At 72.8% G+C, this 15,480-nt stretch carries 15 protein-coding genes; 5 read left to right on the top strand and 10 right to left on the bottom strand.

Going from position 1 to position 15,480, the window contains the following annotated elements:
• Positions 1 to 25 precede the first annotated feature (25 nt).
• Positions 26 to 679 carry a tRNA (adenosine(37)-N6)-threonylcarbamoyltransferase complex dimerization subunit type 1 TsaB gene (gene tsaB, locus ACH4NX_RS14935; protein WP_351389442.1) on the bottom strand — a complete coding sequence of 218 codons (654 nt, stop codon included), beginning with the start codon at positions 677 to 679 and terminating at the stop codon, positions 26 to 28.
• 205 nt (positions 680 to 884) lie between these two features.
• Here tsaB and ACH4NX_RS14930 point away from each other — a divergent pair, with 205 nt between their 5' ends.
• On the top strand, positions 885 to 1,439 hold the full coding sequence (locus ACH4NX_RS14930) for a hypothetical protein (protein ID WP_351389445.1): 555 nt from the start codon (positions 885 to 887) through the stop codon (positions 1,437 to 1,439).
• 93 nt (positions 1,440 to 1,532) lie between these two features.
• Here the strand turns inward: ACH4NX_RS14930 and ACH4NX_RS14925 are convergent, their stop codons facing one another.
• From ACH4NX_RS14925 to alr, 4 genes are all read right to left on the bottom strand, one after another.
• Positions 1,533 to 1,688 (bottom strand): hypothetical protein, encoded by a 156-nt coding sequence (locus ACH4NX_RS14925; protein WP_351389447.1) that lies wholly within the window; start codon positions 1,686 to 1,688, stop codon positions 1,533 to 1,535.
• 152 nt (positions 1,689 to 1,840) lie between these two features.
• Positions 1,841 to 2,362 carry a tRNA (adenosine(37)-N6)-threonylcarbamoyltransferase complex ATPase subunit type 1 TsaE gene (gene tsaE / locus ACH4NX_RS14920; protein WP_398127100.1) on the bottom strand — a complete coding sequence of 174 codons (522 nt, stop codon included), beginning with the start codon at positions 2,360 to 2,362 and terminating at the stop codon, positions 1,841 to 1,843.
• A 90-nt stretch (positions 2,363 to 2,452) separates the two neighbouring features.
• On the bottom strand, positions 2,453 to 3,697 hold the full coding sequence (locus ACH4NX_RS14915) for an alpha/beta fold hydrolase (RefSeq protein ID WP_398127099.1): 1,245 nt from the start codon (positions 3,695 to 3,697) through the stop codon (positions 2,453 to 2,455).
• Between the two features lie 187 nt (positions 3,698 to 3,884).
• Positions 3,885 to 5,051, bottom strand: a complete 1,167-nt coding sequence (alr, locus tag ACH4NX_RS14910; protein WP_351389455.1) for an alanine racemase — start codon at positions 5,049 to 5,051, stop codon at positions 3,885 to 3,887.
• An 82-nt stretch (positions 5,052 to 5,133) separates the two neighbouring features.
• Here alr and ACH4NX_RS14905 point away from each other — a divergent pair, with 82 nt between their 5' ends.
• Together ACH4NX_RS14905 and ACH4NX_RS14900 are read left to right on the top strand one after the other, a co-directional pair.
• The gene (locus ACH4NX_RS14905; RefSeq protein WP_351389458.1) at positions 5,134 to 5,505 is read left to right on the top strand and encodes a holo-ACP synthase; all 372 of its coding nucleotides are present in this window, start codon (positions 5,134 to 5,136) and stop codon (positions 5,503 to 5,505) included.
• Positions 5,506 to 5,696: 191 nt separating this feature from the next.
• Positions 5,697 to 6,377: a formylglycine-generating enzyme family protein gene (locus ACH4NX_RS14900; protein WP_398127174.1), complete on the top strand. Its 681-nt coding sequence runs from the start codon at positions 5,697 to 5,699 to the stop codon at positions 6,375 to 6,377.
• On the opposite strand, the gene ACH4NX_RS14895 is transcribed toward ACH4NX_RS14900, so the two are convergent.
• Positions 6,359 to 6,961 carry a helix-turn-helix transcriptional regulator gene (locus ACH4NX_RS14895; protein ID WP_351390095.1) on the bottom strand — a complete coding sequence of 201 codons (603 nt, stop codon included), beginning with the start codon at positions 6,959 to 6,961 and terminating at the stop codon, positions 6,359 to 6,361. The two genes, ACH4NX_RS14900 and ACH4NX_RS14895, sit on opposite strands and share 19 nt — an antisense overlap.
• A gap of 83 nt (positions 6,962 to 7,044) precedes the next feature.
• On the opposite strand from ACH4NX_RS14895, the gene ACH4NX_RS14890 reads away from it, so the two are divergent.
• On the top strand, positions 7,045 to 8,496 hold the full coding sequence (locus tag ACH4NX_RS14890) for an NAD(P)H-hydrate dehydratase (RefSeq protein ID WP_398127098.1): 1,452 nt from the start codon (positions 7,045 to 7,047) through the stop codon (positions 8,494 to 8,496).
• Between the two features lie 494 nt (positions 8,497 to 8,990).
• On the opposite strand, the gene glmS is transcribed toward ACH4NX_RS14890, so the two are convergent.
• The 4 genes from glmS to ACH4NX_RS14870 all read right to left on the bottom strand — a co-directional run bounded on the left by glmS (position 8,991) and on the right by ACH4NX_RS14870 (position 14,163).
• Positions 8,991 to 10,838, bottom strand: coding sequence for a glutamine--fructose-6-phosphate transaminase (isomerizing) (gene glmS, locus ACH4NX_RS14885; RefSeq protein WP_351389464.1), 1,848 nt, complete (start codon positions 10,836 to 10,838; stop codon positions 8,991 to 8,993).
• A gap of 122 nt (positions 10,839 to 10,960) precedes the next feature.
• On the bottom strand, positions 10,961 to 11,773 hold the full coding sequence (locus tag ACH4NX_RS14880) for a hypothetical protein (protein WP_398127097.1): 813 nt from the start codon (positions 11,771 to 11,773) through the stop codon (positions 10,961 to 10,963).
• Positions 11,774 to 11,977: 204 nt separating this feature from the next.
• Complete coding sequence (locus tag ACH4NX_RS14875; protein WP_398127096.1) at positions 11,978 to 13,180, bottom strand: acyltransferase family protein; 1,203 nt, start codon at positions 13,178 to 13,180, stop codon at positions 11,978 to 11,980.
• A gap of 194 nt (positions 13,181 to 13,374) precedes the next feature.
• Positions 13,375 to 14,163, bottom strand: a complete 789-nt coding sequence (locus ACH4NX_RS14870) for a hypothetical protein (RefSeq protein ID WP_398127095.1) — start codon at positions 14,161 to 14,163, stop codon at positions 13,375 to 13,377.
• 205 nt (positions 14,164 to 14,368) lie between these two features.
• Here ACH4NX_RS14870 and coaA point away from each other — a divergent pair, with 205 nt between their 5' ends.
• Entirely contained in the window at positions 14,369 to 15,358 is a 990-nt protein-coding gene (gene coaA / locus ACH4NX_RS14865) for a type I pantothenate kinase (RefSeq protein ID WP_351389470.1), read from the top strand.
• Positions 15,359 to 15,480: the final 122 nt, after the last annotated feature.

The raw sequence follows: 15,480 nt of genomic DNA, 5'->3' as shown, positions 1-15,480 counted from the left end.
GAGGCCACGGGTTCGGGCGATCCGGTCACTTCGGGGTGACCACCTTGTAGTTCTTGGGGACCTGGGCGTCGGGCCGGCGCAGGTACAGCGGCCGGGGCGCGGGCAGTTCCTCGCCCGCCGCGAGCTTCTCGGCGGCCAGGCACGCCAGGGCGGCGGCGGACACGTGCTCGGGCTCGTGCGCCTTCGGGAAGGTGTCCGGGTACAGCAGCGCGCCCGCGCCGACGGCCGGGAGTCCGGCCACCTGCTCGGCGATGTCGGCGGGGCGGTCGACCGCCGGGCCGGTGAGGCGGGTGCGGGAATCGGCGTACCGCGCCCAGTAGACCTCCTTGCGGCGGGCGTCGGTCGCCACCACGAAGTCGTCCTCCAGGTCGGCGGCGTAGGCGAGGCCGTCCAGCGTGCACACGCCGTGCACGGGCACGCCGAGCGCGAGTCCGAAGGTGTCCGCGGTCATCAGGCCGACGCGCAGCCCCGTGTACGGGCCGGGGCCGGTCCCGGCGACGATGCCGGTGACGGCGTCGAGCCGCAGGCCGGCCTCGGCGAGCACCCGGTCGACGGCGGGCAGCAGCAGTTCACCGTGCCGGCGTGCGTCCACCTGGCTCGACGAGGCGATGACGTCCGTACCGTCGTGCAGCGCGACGGTCACGGCGGGCGTGGCGGTATCCAGAGCGAGCAAGAGCACGCAAACAGCCTACGGCGCCCGCGGGGCCGTGTCGGACGCCCGGTCGCCGGGCCCGGCACCACCGGGCGGTGCCGACGCGGGCCGGCCCGCGTCGTCCTGCGCCAGCGCCGCACGGCACCGGTGTCGCCCACCGCGATCACGCACTCACCGCCTGCTACCGTCGCCGGGGAACGGATGCACGAGTACGACGACGAGGTGGTCGCCAGTGGTAAGCAGCAGCGCCGGTTTCGTCACCGGCCTCACCGCGGCGGCCCTCGTGACGATCGGCGTCCTCGGCCACCAGGCGTCGGCCGGCGCCCCGGCCGACCCCGGCCGGGCCCACGTGAGCGCCTCACCCGCGCCCGGCGCCTCGAAGGCACCACGCGACCGGCGGCACCCGGACGCCCTGCCCGCGGGGTCCGGAAGGGGTGAACGGGTGGTGTACTCGGTGGACGACGACCGGGTGTGGCTGGTCGACCCGGGCAACAAGGTCCGGCGCACCTTCGCGGTGACGCCCGGCACGGTCGAACCGGCGCCCGGCACCTACTCGGTCACGTCCCGCTCGAAGCGGGTCACCGGGTCCGACGGCGTCCCGGTCGAGCACGTCGTGCGCTTCGCCGGCGTCGAGGGTGTGGCCATCGGGTTCAGCTCGGCGGTGGACGGCTCCACGGCGAAGCCCGACCCGGACCGGCGCACCGGCGGCATCCGGGAGACGCGCGCGGACGGCGACGCGATGTGGCGGTTCGCGACGATCGGGCAGCGGGTCGTGGTCGTCCCCTGAGGCATGAGGACACCGGCCGGACGGTTGAGGCATGAGGACACCGGCCGGACGGCCCGGCGGCCTCGCGGTGCTCCCGGGCCGGCGGCCTGACCGTCAGGCGGCCTCGCGGTGCTCCCGGGCGGGGTGGCACGTCTCCGGTTCGGGCGCGCGCGGCGGCGTCGAGATCACCTTCGCGGCGGCGCAGGACGCGAGCAGTTCGTGCATCGACACCCCGGCGGGCGCGGGCGGCTGCGACTCGGTCTCCGACATGGACGCCTCCTGAAGGTCGGGGGCGGGCGTGGTTAGGCATGCCTAACCACGTGCTGGATACCATGTGACCACGCGCAAGACCCCGAAGGCAATATTTTGCCGACGTCTTGTCGGAACATCCTGTCGGAACACCTCGCGGAAGCGGAGCCGGCTCAGACCGCGAGCACACTCAGGTCGACCGCGGCCCAGCGCTCACCGATGCCCGTCAGCGTCACGTGCCGCACCTCGTCCGCGGTGTCGCCGACGGCCCGGTCGATCCGGAGCCGCAACCGGTCGTCGGTCAGCTCCTCGACCTTGCCCTCGCCCCACTCGACCACGATCACCGAGTCGGGCAGGGAGACGTCGAGGTCGAGGTCCTCCATCTCGTCCAGACCGCCGGACAGCCGGTAGGCGTCGACGTGGACGAGCGGCGGTCCGTCGCCGAGGGAGGGGTGCACGCGGGCGATGACGAAGGTCGGGGAGGTGACGGCGCCGCGCACGCCCATGCCCTCGCCGAGCCCCCGGGTCAGCGTCGTCTTGCCCGCGCCCAGCTCCCCGCTGAGCATCAGCAGGTCACCGGCGCGCAGCACCGTGGCGAGCCTGCGGCCCAGTTCCCGCATCCGCTCCGGGGAGGTGACGGTGATCTCGGCCGGGCCGGATTCCACCGGGGCGTTCCACTTCGCGGTTTCTTCCATCGTCACTCACTCGCAGTAGTAGACTTGTCACACCCCGCAAGGGGCCGGTTCGGGCTGGACCGCAGCCGGAAGGCTGGAAGCCGCTTCCGCTCAGGAAGAGGCGGAGTCACAGCCGTCAACCGTAGCGGCGGACGGTACCGCCCCGGCGCGGGCGAGCAGATCAGCGAGGCGGTCGGTGACGACTTCCGGGTGCTCCAGCATGACCAGGTGCCCGGCGTCCGGTACCAGGACCAACTCGGCGCCCGGCAGGATGTCGGCGATCGCCTCACTGTGCTCGCTGGGCGTCACCAGGTCCCGCACCCCGGCCAGTACGAGGACCGGCAGGTCGGCGAAGTGGGCGAGGGCATCGGTCTTGTCGTGGTCGTTGAAGGCCGGGTAGTACTCGGCGACCACGTCGATCGGCGTCGACTCGATCATCCGCTCGGCGAACCGGGCCACGGCCGGGTCGACGTCCCGCGACGCGAACGAGTACCGCTTGATGATCCCGGCGAACAGGTCCGCCGTCGCCCGCCTCCCCTTCTCCACGAGCTCGGCCCGCTGCCCCAGTGCCTTCAGCACGCCCGGGAGCACCCGCCGGACCGCGTTGACGCCGGCCACGGGCAACCCGAAGTTGACCTCGCCGAGCCGCCCGGAGGACGTGCCGACGAGGGCGACGCCGACGACCCGCTCGGCCACCAGTTCCGGGAACGCGTCGGCCAGGGCCATCACGGTCATGCCGCCCATGGAGTGGCCGACCAGCACGATCGGGCCCTCGGGCACGGCGGCGTCGATGACGGCCTTCAGATCCCGGCCCAGGTCCTCGATCGTGATCGGCCGGCCGTCCCGAACCTGGGAGACGCCCCGCGCGGACCGGCCGTGGCTGCGCTGGTCCCAGTGCACGGTGCGGACGACGCCCCTGAGGGCCTCCCGCTGGAAGTGCCAGGAGTCCTGGTTCAGGCAGTAGCCGTGGCTGAAGACGACGGTCACGGGGGCGGGTGCCTTACGGCCGAACAGCCGCCGGCGGCGCCGGGTGAGCGCGGACTCCGTCTCCGGGTCGACGTCGTCGACCTCGTAGTACAGCTCGGTGCCGTCGTCGGCGTACGCCTTGCCCGGGGTGCCGCGCAGTCCGCCGTACGGGCCCGTCGAGTCGAGGGCGAGCCGGGCCTTCTGGCGCATCCCGCGGCCGACGGTGAGCCGTTCTATCGCCACGCCGGCCGCGGCGCCCGCCGCGACCACCCCTATCGCCACACCGGCGATGCCGGTCGCCCGGCGCCAGCCGCCGGTGGCGACCTCACCGGCGACCTCCGTGGCGGAGACGACGGCCGCCGCTACGGCCTCCGCGTTGCTCTCGCTCACGTACCGCTCCTCCTCGCCGGGCCGCCGCGCGGTTCCCCGCTCGTCTCGTCGTTGATCCCGCTGATTGCCGATTCACCCGAACACGTCTCGTGCGCGTCGTGCGTGCCGCACCTGTAGCGCCTGTCGTACTCGTAGTACCTGTCGTACGTGTGGCGCCTGTCGTACAGGCACGCGCCGGACGGACGCGTCACTCGTTCACATGGACGCGCGGGACGCGGGTTCCGATCCGGGTGACGATCTCGTACGCGATGGTGCCCGCCGCCTGCGCCCAGTCCTCGGCGGTGGGCTCGCCGCGGTCGCCGGGGCCGAACAGCACCGCCTCGGTGCCGGGCTCCGGCCGGTCCCCGCCCAGGTCCACGACGAACTGGTCCATCGCGATCCGCCCCGCGACCGTGCGCCACTTGCCGTCGACCAGGACGGGGCCGGTGGAGGAGGCGTGGCGCGGGACGCCGTCCGCGTAGCCGAGGGGGACGAGGCCGAGGGTGGTCTCGCCGGGGGTCGTGTAGTGGTGCCCGTAGCTGACACCGTGGCCGCCGGGGACCTGCTTGACCAGGGCCAGCGACGCGGAGAGCGTCATCACGGGGCGCAGTCCGAAGTCGGCGGAGGTGCCGACCTCGGGGCTGGGCGAGACGCCGTACATCGCGATGCCGGGCCGTACGAGGTCGAAGTGGGTCTCGGGGAGGGTGAGCGTGGCCGGCGAGTTGGCGATGTGCCGTACGTCGGGGCGTACGCCCCGCTGTTCCGCGTACGCCGTCATCTCCCGGAAGCGGGTGAGCTGGGCGGTGATGGAGGGATGCCCGGGCTCGTCGGCGCAGGCGAAGTGGGACCAGAGCCCGGTGACGCGGAGCAGCCCCTCGCTCTCGGCCCGCAGGGCCTGACGGACCAGCTCCGCCCAGTCCTCGCCGGGCTGGCAGCCGCCCCGGCCGAGCCCGGTGTCGGCCTTGAGCTGCACGCGCGCGGGGATGCCCGCCCGCCGTGCCGCCCCGGTGACCTCGTCCAGGGCCCACATCCCGCTGACGGACACGTCGAGACCGGCCTCGACGGCCTCCTGCCAAGGGCCGCCCGGTGTCCACAGCCAGCACATGATCCGCACGTCGTCCGGCAGGCCCGCGTCCGCGCGCAGTGCGAGGGCCTCCTGCGGCGTGGCGGTGCCCAGCCAGGTCGCGCCCGCCGCGACCGCCGCGCGGGCGCACGGGATCGCGCCGTGGCCGTAGGCGTCGGCCTTGACGACGGCCATGAGAGCCGCCCCGGGGGCCCGTTCACGCAGTGCGCGGACGTTGGCCCGCAGGGCGGCCAGATCGATCTCGGCCCGGGCCCGCAGCACCGCGTCCCGCCGAGCAGCTGTCTCACTCATCGTGCCCCCAGTCTCTCAGAGCACCCGGGGCCCGCTTCCCCGCAGAACACGGATCGCCCGAGACGTCGTTAGGGTGCCCCGCATGAGCATCATCGGGGTCGGGATCGACGTGGCCGAGGTCGAGCGGTTCGGGGCGTCACTGGAGCGCACGCCGGCCATGGCCCAGCGGCTCTTCCTGGAGAGCGAGTTGCTGCTGCCGAGCGGGGAGCGCCGGGGCGTCGCCTCGCTCGCCGCCCGCTTCGCGGCGAAGGAGGCCCTGGCCAAGGCGCTCGGCGCGCCGGCGGGGCTGCACTGGACGGACGCCGAGGTGTACGTCGAGGACAACGGGCGGCCGCGGCTGCGGGTGACGGGGACGGTGGCGGCGCGGGCGGCGGAGCTGGGGGTGGCGTCGTGGCACGTGTCGCTGAGCCACGACGCGGGGGTGGCGTCGGCGGTGGTGATCGCGGAAGGTTGACGCCCATGGACGTCAGTGGTGCGGGTGTCGAGAACGCGGGCGCGAGGGTCGAGGACGCGGGCGCGAGAGCCGAGGGCGCGGGCGCGAGAGCCGAGGGCGCGGGCGCGAGAGCCGAGGGCGCGGGCGCGGGCGCGAGAGCCGAGGGCGCGGGCGCGGGCGCGAGAGCCGAGGGCGCGGGCGCGGGGATCAGGATGGTCTCCGTGCCGTCGGGACGGGTGACCCTGTCGGACCGGCGGACGCGGCGCAGCTGGCCGGTGGAGGTGTCGTCCTGCCTGCTGGCGGCGTTCCCGGTCACGCGGGCCGAGTACGCGCGGGTCACCGGCCGGCCGGCCCCGGCCGCGCGGGAGGAGCGGCTGCCCGTCGCGGAGGTCTCGTGGACGGACGCGGTCGGTTTCTGCAACGCGCTGTCGGTGCGCGAGGGTCTCCGTCCGGCCTACCGCGTCGACGCCGACGGCATCGGTGGCGACGGCATCGCCTGGGACACCTCCGCCGACGGGTACCGGCTGCCGGCCGAGGCCGAATGGGAACACGCCTGCCGCGCCGGGACCGACGGCCCGCGCTACGGCCCCCTGGACGACATCGCCCGGTACCGCGGCAACTCGCGGGAGCGCGTCCACGAGGTGGGCGGCAGGCTGCCGAACGCGTGGGGCCTGTACGACACGCTCGGCAACGTCTGGGAGTGGTGCTGGGACCTCTACGACGCCGAGGTGTACGGCTCCTACCGGGTGCTGCGCGGCGGCGGCTGGTTCGACGAGCACTGGAGCTGCCGGGCCTCGGTGCGGCGCCGCAGCCACCCGACGTTCCGGGTCGACGACGTGGGGTTCCGCGTCGCCCGTTCCGTCGGTGGAGGCGGTCAGGGCCCCGTCGGCTGAACCCGGATGTGCATGCGCTCGCCCTGTGCCCCGTACAGGGCGAGCCACTCGACGGGCCGGTCCCCCGCGTTGGCGATGCCGTGCGGGACGCGCGTGTCGAACTCCGCCGTCTCGCCGGCCGCCAGGACCAGGTCGTGGTCGCCCAGGGCGAGGAGCAGGCGGCCGGAGAGGACGTAGATCCATTCGTGGCCCTCGTGGGCGCCCTGCTCCGGTCGCGGGGTCCATTCGGTCCGGGCGGGAGCCGGGGCGGGGAGGATCTGCTTGTAGGCGTGCAGCCCGTCGTTCGGGTTGCGGGTGAGGGGGATCCAGGTCTGGCCGTGCCGGGTGAACGGGCGCGGATGGACCCGGGGATCGCCGGTCCGGGAGCCGACCAGTTCGTCCAGGGGCAGACGGTGCGCCCTGGCCAACGGCAGCAGATGCCGCAGCCCCGGCTCGCGCAGGCCCGACTCCAGCCGGGACAGCGTGGACACGGAGATGCCGGTGGCGGCGCCGAGCTGGGCCAGGGTGAGCCCGCGGGCCTGCCGGACGGCACGCAGGCGTGCTCCCAGCGAGGTCATCACCTGTGCCGTCTCGTCGTCGCCCATGGGAGCCATGAGATCAAAGGTCCCGCACGTCGCTCGCGGGGCGGGTCCGTGACGTTCCCGGCGTACGGGGAAGACTCGACGGCATGCGGACTGCGTACAGCGTGGAAATGGTCAGGAACGCCGAACGGGAGCTGATGGCCCGGCTTCCGGAGGGGGCGTTGATGGGGCGGGCCGCGGCCGGGCTCGCCGTCGCCTGCGCGCAGGTGCTCGGGCGGGCGGCCGGCCGGGTGTACGGCAGCCGGGTGGTGCTGCTGGTCGGGAGCGGGGACAACGGCGGCGACGCCCTGTACGCCGGGGCGCGGCTCGCCCGGCGGGGGGCGGGCGTGACGGCGGTGCTGCTCACGCCGGAGCGCGCGCACGGCGGAGGGCTGGCGGCGCTGCGCCGGGCGGGTGGCCGGGTCGCGGAGGCCGGCTCGGCCGGGGAGTCGATCGAGCGGGCGGACCTCGTCGTCGACGGCATCGTCGGGATCGGCGGCAGGGGCGGGCTGCGTCCGGAGGCGGTGCCGCTCGCCGACGCGGCGGCGCGGTCGCGGGCCGTCGTCCTCGCCGTCGACCTGCCCAGTGGCGTCGACGCGGACACCGGGCAGGTGCGGGGGGCGGCGGTCCGGGCCGACCTGACGGTGACGTTCGGGGCGCACAAGCCGGGGCTGCTGGTCGATCCGGCGCGGGAGTACGCCGGGTCCGTGCGGCTGGTGGACATCGGGCTGCCGCTGCCGAACGACGCGGCCGAACTGGAGGCGTTGCAGCACGCGGACGTGGCACGGCTGCTGCCGGTGCCGGGAGCCGAGAGCGACAAGTACCGGCGGGGTGTGGTGGGCATCGCCGCCGGTTCGGCCCGCTATCCGGGCGCGGCCGTGCTCGCCGTCGCCGGGGCGCTGCGGGGTGGGGCCGGGGCGGTGCGGTACGTCGGTCCGGCCGGGGACGCGGTGATCGCCCGCTACCCGGAGACGCTCGTGTCCGACCAGGGCCCGAAGCGGGCGGGGCGGGTGCAGGCGTGGGTCGTCGGACCGGGCGCCGGTGACGACGCCGGGACGGTGGCGGAGGTCCTGGCGGCGGAGGTGCCGGTGCTGATCGACGCGGACGGACTGCGGCTGGCGGACGCGGCGGCGGTACGGGACCGTACGGCGCCGACGCTGATGACGCCGCATGCCGGGGAGGCGGCGGCGCTGCTCGGGGTGAGCCGGGAGGAGGTCGAGGGCGCGCGGCTGGCCTCGGCACGGGAGCTGGCGGGGCGGTACGGGGCGACGGTGCTGCTGAAGGGGTCGACGACGGTGGTGGCCGGGTCGGAGGGAGGCCGGGTACGGGTCAACCCGACGGGGACGTCGTGGCTCGCCACGGCCGGGAGCGGGGATGTGCTCTCGGGGCTGGCGGGGTCCCTGCTGGCGGCGGGTCTCTCGGCGCGGGACGCGGGGAGCGTGGCGGCGTACGTCCACGGCCTGGCGGGGCGTTTCGCGGCGGGCGGCGCGCCGACGGGGGCGCACGACGTCGCGGCGGCGATCCCGGGGGCGTGGCGGGATGTGGCTCGGGCGGGGTGAACGGGCGCACCGGCCGGTGCCTACTGCCGGGTGAGTCCGGCCGGATCGATCGCGAGCGGGAACGGGGCGTCCGGATGGGTGGTCGCGCCCGCGAGTGCTGTGGTCCCCTCTGCGTGACGGCCGTCCTGTACTCCGGGCCGCGCTGCTCCCGCGGCTCGTCCGGCGTTCCCGCGAACAGCTCTTCCACTCGCTCGACCGTTCCGGCCCGGTCGAGCCAGTCGTCGAGGCGGGCGAGGTCCAGGCAGCCGCTGACGCGGGCCCGTGCGTCGTCGGAAACGGTCAGGCCACGGACTTCGAGCACCCGCAGGACACCCTGAGCCTTCCCCTTGGCCCTCCCTTCAGCCTCCCCCTTGGCCCTGCCTTCGTAGTACGTCTCCTCCCAGACCGTTCCCCTGTCCGGGAAACTGATTTCCGGAACGCTGTCCGGGCCCAGCACGAACGGGCGCCGGGACTTTCGCCACCTTCCTCGACACCCTCGGCGCCCCGAAGCCCGCTCACTCCACCGTCACCGACTTCGCCAGGTTCCGGGGCTGATCCACCTCGTTGCCCCGGGCCGTCGCCAGTTCGCAGGCGAAGACCTGGAGCGGGACCGTCGCCACCAGCGGCTGGAGCAGCGTCGGGGTCGCCGGGATGCGGACGAGGTGGTCGGCGTAGGGGGCGACCGCCTCGTCGCCCTCCTCGGCGATGACGATGGTGCGGGCGCCCCGGGCCCGGATCTCCTGGATGTTGGACACGATCTTGTCGTGGAGGACGGAGCGGCCGCGGGGGGACGGGACGACCACGACGACCGGCAGGTCCTCCTCGATCAGCGCGATCGGCCCGTGTTTCAGCTCGCCCGCCGCGAAGCCCTCGGCGTGCATGTAGGCCAGTTCCTTGAGCTTGAGGGCGCCTTCGAGGGCGACCGGGTGGCCGACGTGCCGGCCCAGGAACAGCACCGTGTTCTTGTGGGCGAGGGAGCGTGCCAGTTCCCGTACGGGCGTCATCGTCCCCAGGACCTGTTCGACCGCGCCGGAGATCCGTGAGAGGTCGCGGACGACGTCGCGGATCTCGTCGCCGTACTTCGTGCCCCGCACCTGGCCGAGGTAGAGGGCGACCAGGTAGCAGGCCACCAGCTGGGTGAGGAAGGCCTTGGTGGAGGCGACGGCGACCTCGGGGCCGGCGTGCGTGTAGAGGACCGCGTCGGACTCGCGGGGGATCGTCGAGCCGTTGGTGTTGCAGATGGCCAGCACCTTCGCGCCCTGTTCGCGGGCGTGGCGCAGGGCCATCAGGGTGTCCATGGTCTCGCCGGACTGGGAGATCGCGACGACCAGGGTCCGCTGGTCGAGGATCGGGTCGCGGTAGCGGAACTCGCTGGCCAGCTCCACCTCGCAGGGCACCCGCGTCCAGTGCTCGATGGCGTACTTGGCGATCAGCCCGGCGTGGAAGGCCGTACCGCAGGCGACGACGACGACCTTGTCGACCTCCCGGAGCACCTCCGCGGGGATGCGCACCTCGTCCAGGCTCAGCGTGCCGGAGCCGTCGATACGGCCCAGCAGCGTGTCGGCGATCGCTTTCGGCTGCTCGGCGATCTCCTTGAGCATGAAGGAGGCGTAGCCGCCCTTCTCGGCGGCCGAGGCGTCCCAGTCGACGTGGTAGGAGCGGACGTCGGCCGGGCTGCCGTCGAAACCGGTGACCGTCACGCCGCCCGCGCGCAGTTCCACGACCTGGTCCTGGCCCAGCTCGACGGCGTCCCGGGTGTGGGCGATGAAGGCCGCCACGTCCGAGGCGAGGAAGGACTCGCCCTCCCCCACGCCCACCACGAGCGGCGAGTTGCGGCGTGCGCCCACGACCACGTCGGGCGCGTCCGCGTGCACCGCGACCAGCGTGAACGCGCCCTCCAGCCGTCGGCACACCTGCCGCATCGCCTCGGCCAGGTCGGTGCGGGCGGAGAACTCCTCGGCGAGCAGGTGGGCGACGACCTCGGTGTCGGTCTCGGAGGCCAGGTCGTGGCCGCGTTCCGCCAGTTCGGCGCGGAGCGAGGCGAAGTTCTCGATGATGCCGTTGTGGACGACGGCCACCCGGCCCGCGTTGTCGAGGTGCGGATGGGCGTTGGCGTCGGTCGGTCCGCCGTGCGTGGCCCAGCGGGTGTGGCCGATGCCGGTGACGGCGGCGGGCAGTGGCCGTTCGGACAGCTCCTTGTCCAGGTTGACGAGCTTTCCGGCGCGCTTGGCGGTGGCGAGGCCGCCGTCTGCGAGCACGGCCACGCCCGCCGAGTCGTATCCCCGGTATTCGAGCCGCTTCAGTCCGGCCATCACGACGTCGAGCGCCGACTGCGACCCCACATATCCCACGATTCCGCACATGAACGGCAGCCTACGATCAGAAACGGCCGTAAGCCGGGACACGAACCGGTCCTCGGTGCCCGAAATCGGAAATTCCCACCGGGGTACGAACGCCGCCGGGCGTACCCGGCGTCCACCCGGTGTCAGCCGAGCTTGGCGACCTGCGCGTCCACGACGTCCATGGGGACCTCGAAGTCCGCGCCGTTCATCACGGAGGAGAGGTTGGTGGCGCTGAAGGTGGCGAGCGTGTCGCCCTTGCGGACCACGACGACCTTCATGGGCGCGGCGGCTTCCTTGCCGACGTCTATGCCAACGGTGGCGGCGACGCCTTCGTCCCCGCCCTTGGGGGCGGCGGTCGTGGTGACCTCGGCGACCGGCATCTTCTCGCCGTCCACGGTCGCGACGAAGCCGCCGGCGCACTTCTCGGTGGCCGTCTTCAGCTCCGTCAGCGCCTTCTCGGCGCCGCCGCCCGCGTAGGAGGCGACGCTCAGCCTGATCATGTTCACCTGGGTCTCGGTCATGTCCTGGCCGTCCGGGCCCGAGCCCTTGGAGAGCGAGTCCGTCTGCCCCTGCCAGGAGCGCTTCACCTCGGCACCCGGCTCGCCCTGGGCCACCGCGGCGACGGTGAGGGCGATCGGCAGACAGGCCTTGTCGTCCGTCGAGACCTTGTCCCTGGCGACGTCCTGGTCCGCCGGGATCTCGGTGGCGACCTCGCCGCTCTCGACGTCGGCCTGGGCGAGGGCGACCTTCTCCAGGTCGGCGGCGCTCAGCGCGTCGCCCGCCGGGGCGGCCTGCTCCGACCCGGCCTTGTCGTCTCCCGCCGGGGCGGACTGGTCCGACTTGGCCTTGGCGTCGTCGGCACCGTCGTCGGACGACCCGCCGCAGGCCGTGACGAGCAGGGTCAGGGCGGCGGCGGAGGCCGCGAGGGCAGTGCGGCGGACAGCGATCGAACTCACGGCGGCACTCTTTCGTCGAGGTGGCGTCAGTGCTGTGTCGGGGGAAGCAGAGGTGTGTCGAGGGGGGAGGTCGAGGTGTGTCGAGGACTGCGGACGGATTCCGCTCGACCTGTGGACCGTACATACGGTAATCACACACATGATCGATATTCGGCCATCCGGCATCGACCCGTGATGTCGACCGAGTCGTCCGCCCGACCGCTGTCAGCGGCGTCGCGCCGGCTGCTTCCAGCCGAAGTCGGCGCTCTTGAGCCACCGCCGCGTGGCCACGGCCACGGGTCGCTCGACGAAGCGCTGGACGACGTAGGACAGGACGATCAGACCCGCCGTGATCGCTCCGACCAGCACCCACGGGTCCACGCGGTCCGCGTAGCGGTTGAGGAGGGTGATGCCGATGATGTCGTGCAGCAGGTAGAGCGGGAAGGTCAGCGTTCCCGCGACGGACAGCCAGCGCCAGCGGATCCTGCTGGACCAGCCGAGCGCGATCGCGGCGATCAGCGCGAAGAACACCGTGGTCACCAGGATCAGCCAGACGTACGACGGCGACCAGATGTCCCACTTGATGCGGCCGCCGCGGGGGGCCAGCAGGAAGTGCACCGCCAGCAGCCACGACATCGCGACGATGCCCCACAGCAGCGGTGTCGGCCGGAAGCGGTACATGAGGTAGAAGGCAATGCCGGCGATGAAGTACGGAGCCGACTGCGGGTTGACCAGGAGAGTGAGCAGCGGGAGGTCGGCCGCCGGAGCGAGCACCGCGGCCACGGTCCACAGCCCGGCGAAGAGGACCACACGCTGGTAGGTGAGGCCCTTCCAGACCACGACCGCGAAGGTCAGGTAGAAGCAGAGCTCCGGCCAGAGCGTCCAGTACACCGCGTCCATGTTCGCGACGCCCAGCGGCCTCTGCAGCATCGTGAGGTTCGCGAAGATGATGCGCGGGTCGCGGTCCGCGAACGGGTTCTCGACGAAGAACAGCACGCACGCGGAGACCAGGATCGCCACCCAGTACATGGGGTACAGGCGGGTGACGCGTGAGATGAAGAAGTCGCGCGGGGTCCGGCCCCACGCGCTCATGCAGATCGCGAAGCCGCTGATCAGGAAGAACAGGTCGACGCCGAACTGACCGTACGCGAAGTACGCATGGGCCTGGGGGAAGACCTCCTGGTACGGCCGTCCCCAGAAGACCTCCATCGTCTTGGGCTTCTGGCCGACGAAGTGATAGAGCACCACCGCCAGCGCCGCCAGGAACCGCAGCCCGTCCAGCGCGGCGAGCCGGCCGCCGCCGCGGACGGGCTTGCCGGCCGCGACGGGCACGCGCGCCGCCTCCGGCAATGGCGCCTCCGCCACCACTCCGGGCCCGGGCCCACCCTCGGCCTCGCCGACGACAGATATTCGATCCGTTTGGGTCATCCTCCACCGTTCCGGTGTCGTCCTCGGTGAGAAAGGCGGCGCGCTGCCCTCGGTCCGGCGACCGGCGGGCCCTCTGGCCCCGCAAACCTGGCCCCCAGCTCGGGCACACCGGCCGCAGGCACCGCAAAGCCGAACGATACCCAACTCATCGGATCGCTCCGGAGCGGGCGCCCGGGCCCCGTGCGCCCCGGTGGTCAGCCCAGCTTGGCGAGCTGGGCGTCGCTGATCTCCGTGGGGAACGGGAAGTCCTCGCCCGTGGCGGCGGAGGCCAGATTGATCACGGTGAACGACGCCACGGTGGCACCCTTGCGGGTGACGGTGACCTTGACCGGGAACTTGTCGCCACCCTCGCCGGCCACCGTCATCGTCAACGCGACCGCGTCGTCGGCACCGGCGGGCGCCTTGTCGGCGACGACCTTGTCGATTCGCGTCCTGACGCCGGCCGCAGTGTAGGCGAAGCCGCCCGCGCACGCGCTCACGGCGGCGTTCACGTCCTTGAGAACCGTCCCGGCGCCGCCGTCCTCGTAGGAAGCCAGGGACACCAGGAGCTTGTCCATATCGAACGCGCTGGCGAGCGCTTCCTCGGAGACGTCATCACCGGCCGGTTTCTTCGCCTCCTCCGTCCAGGAGCGCTTCACCGTCGCGGCGGGCTCGCCGGCCGCGACGCCGGTCTGTGCGAAGACGAGCGGCTGGCACTCGGCCTTCTCCGCCTTCACCTCGTCCTGCGGGATGTCGTCCGACGGCGCGGCCTCGGTGACCTTGCCGTTCTTGACGTCCGCCTGGGCCAGGACTGCCTTCTCCAGCTCGGCGGCGGTCATCGCCTTGGCGGCGGCCGGAGCCACCGGGGTGCTCCTGCCACCGGCGGCCTTGCCCACACCGGCCTTGTCGCCGTCGTCGGAGGAGCCGCCGCAGGCGGTCACGAGGAGGGCCAGGGCGGTGGCTGAGGCCGCCAGGACGGTACGGCGCACAGCGGTCGATCTCACGTCGGGTGACTCTTCCTGCCAGGACTACGGGGGATCTCCGCACGTTTCGCGCGCACTGTACTAAGCAGGAACGTCACAGTTGATCACTCCATCACCATCCGGTATCCGACCGTGACGCCGACGTGATCCGTCCGGCGGGGCGGCGTCGGCGTCGGCGTGACACAGCCCACCTGCCACCCCGTTCGAACTCCGTTAACAATGGACTGTGATCTCTCCGGTCTCCTCGATACCCAGGAGCGCCCACCGGCCGCGGCCGGAGGCGACTCCCTACGTCGACCTCACCCGTCCCGAGTGGAGCGCGCTGCGCGACAAGACGCCGCTGCCGCTGACCGCCGAGGAGGTCGAGAAGCTGCGCGGCCTCGGCGACGTCATCGACCTCGACGAGGTACGGGACATCTACCTCCCGCTGTCCCGGCTCCTCAACCTCTACGTCGGCGCCACCGACGGCCTGCGCGGCGCGCTGAACACCTTCCTCGGCGAACAGGGCTCGCAGTCCGGCACCCCCTTCGTCATAGGGGTCGCCGGTTCGGTCGCGGTCGGCAAGTCCACCGTCGCCCGCCTGCTCCAGGCACTGCTGTCCCGCTGGCCCGAGCACCCGCGCGTGGAGCTGGTCACGACCGACGGCTTCCTGCTGCCCACCAAGGAGCTCCAGGCCCGCGGCATGATGTCCCGCAAGGGCTTCCCCGAGTCGTACGACCGCCGGGCGCTGACCCGGTTCGTCGCCGACATCAAGGCGGGCAAGAGCGAGGTGACCGCGCCGGTCTACTCCCACCTCATCTACGACATCGTCCCGGACCAGAAACTCGTCGTCCGCCGCCCCGACATCCTGATCGTCGAGGGCCTCAACGTGCTCCAGCCCGCGCTGCCCGGCAAGGACGGCCGCACCAGGGTGGGCCTCGCCGACTACTTCGACTTCAGCGTGTACGTCGACGCCCGCACCGAGGACATCGAGCACTGGTACCTCAGCCGCTTCCGCAAGCTGCGCGAGACCGCCTTCCAGAACCCGTCCTCGTACTTCCGCAAGTACACCCAGGTGTCGGAGGAGGAGGCGCTCGACTACGCCCGCACCACCTGGCGGACCATCAACAAACCCAACCTGGTGGAGAACGTGGCCCCCACCCGGGGCCGGGCCACCCTGATCCTGCGCAAGGGCCCCGACCACAAGGTGCAGCGGCTGAGCCTGCGCAAGCTCTGACGCGGTGCGCTGCCGCTCGGTGCCCGCTCCGTGCCCGTACCCGCTCCGTGCCCGAGCCTTTGCCCGTACCCGTGCCCGAGACACCCGGTGCCACTGCCCACTCTCCGGCCAACGTGTCCTGA

This window comes from Streptomyces sp. NPDC017225, assembly GCF_044331465.1.
Lineage (GTDB): Bacteria > Actinomycetota > Actinomycetes > Streptomycetales > Streptomycetaceae > Streptomyces.
Note: the sequence above shows the minus strand (reverse complement) of the source record. Positions and strands in the feature narration are given on the sequence as shown.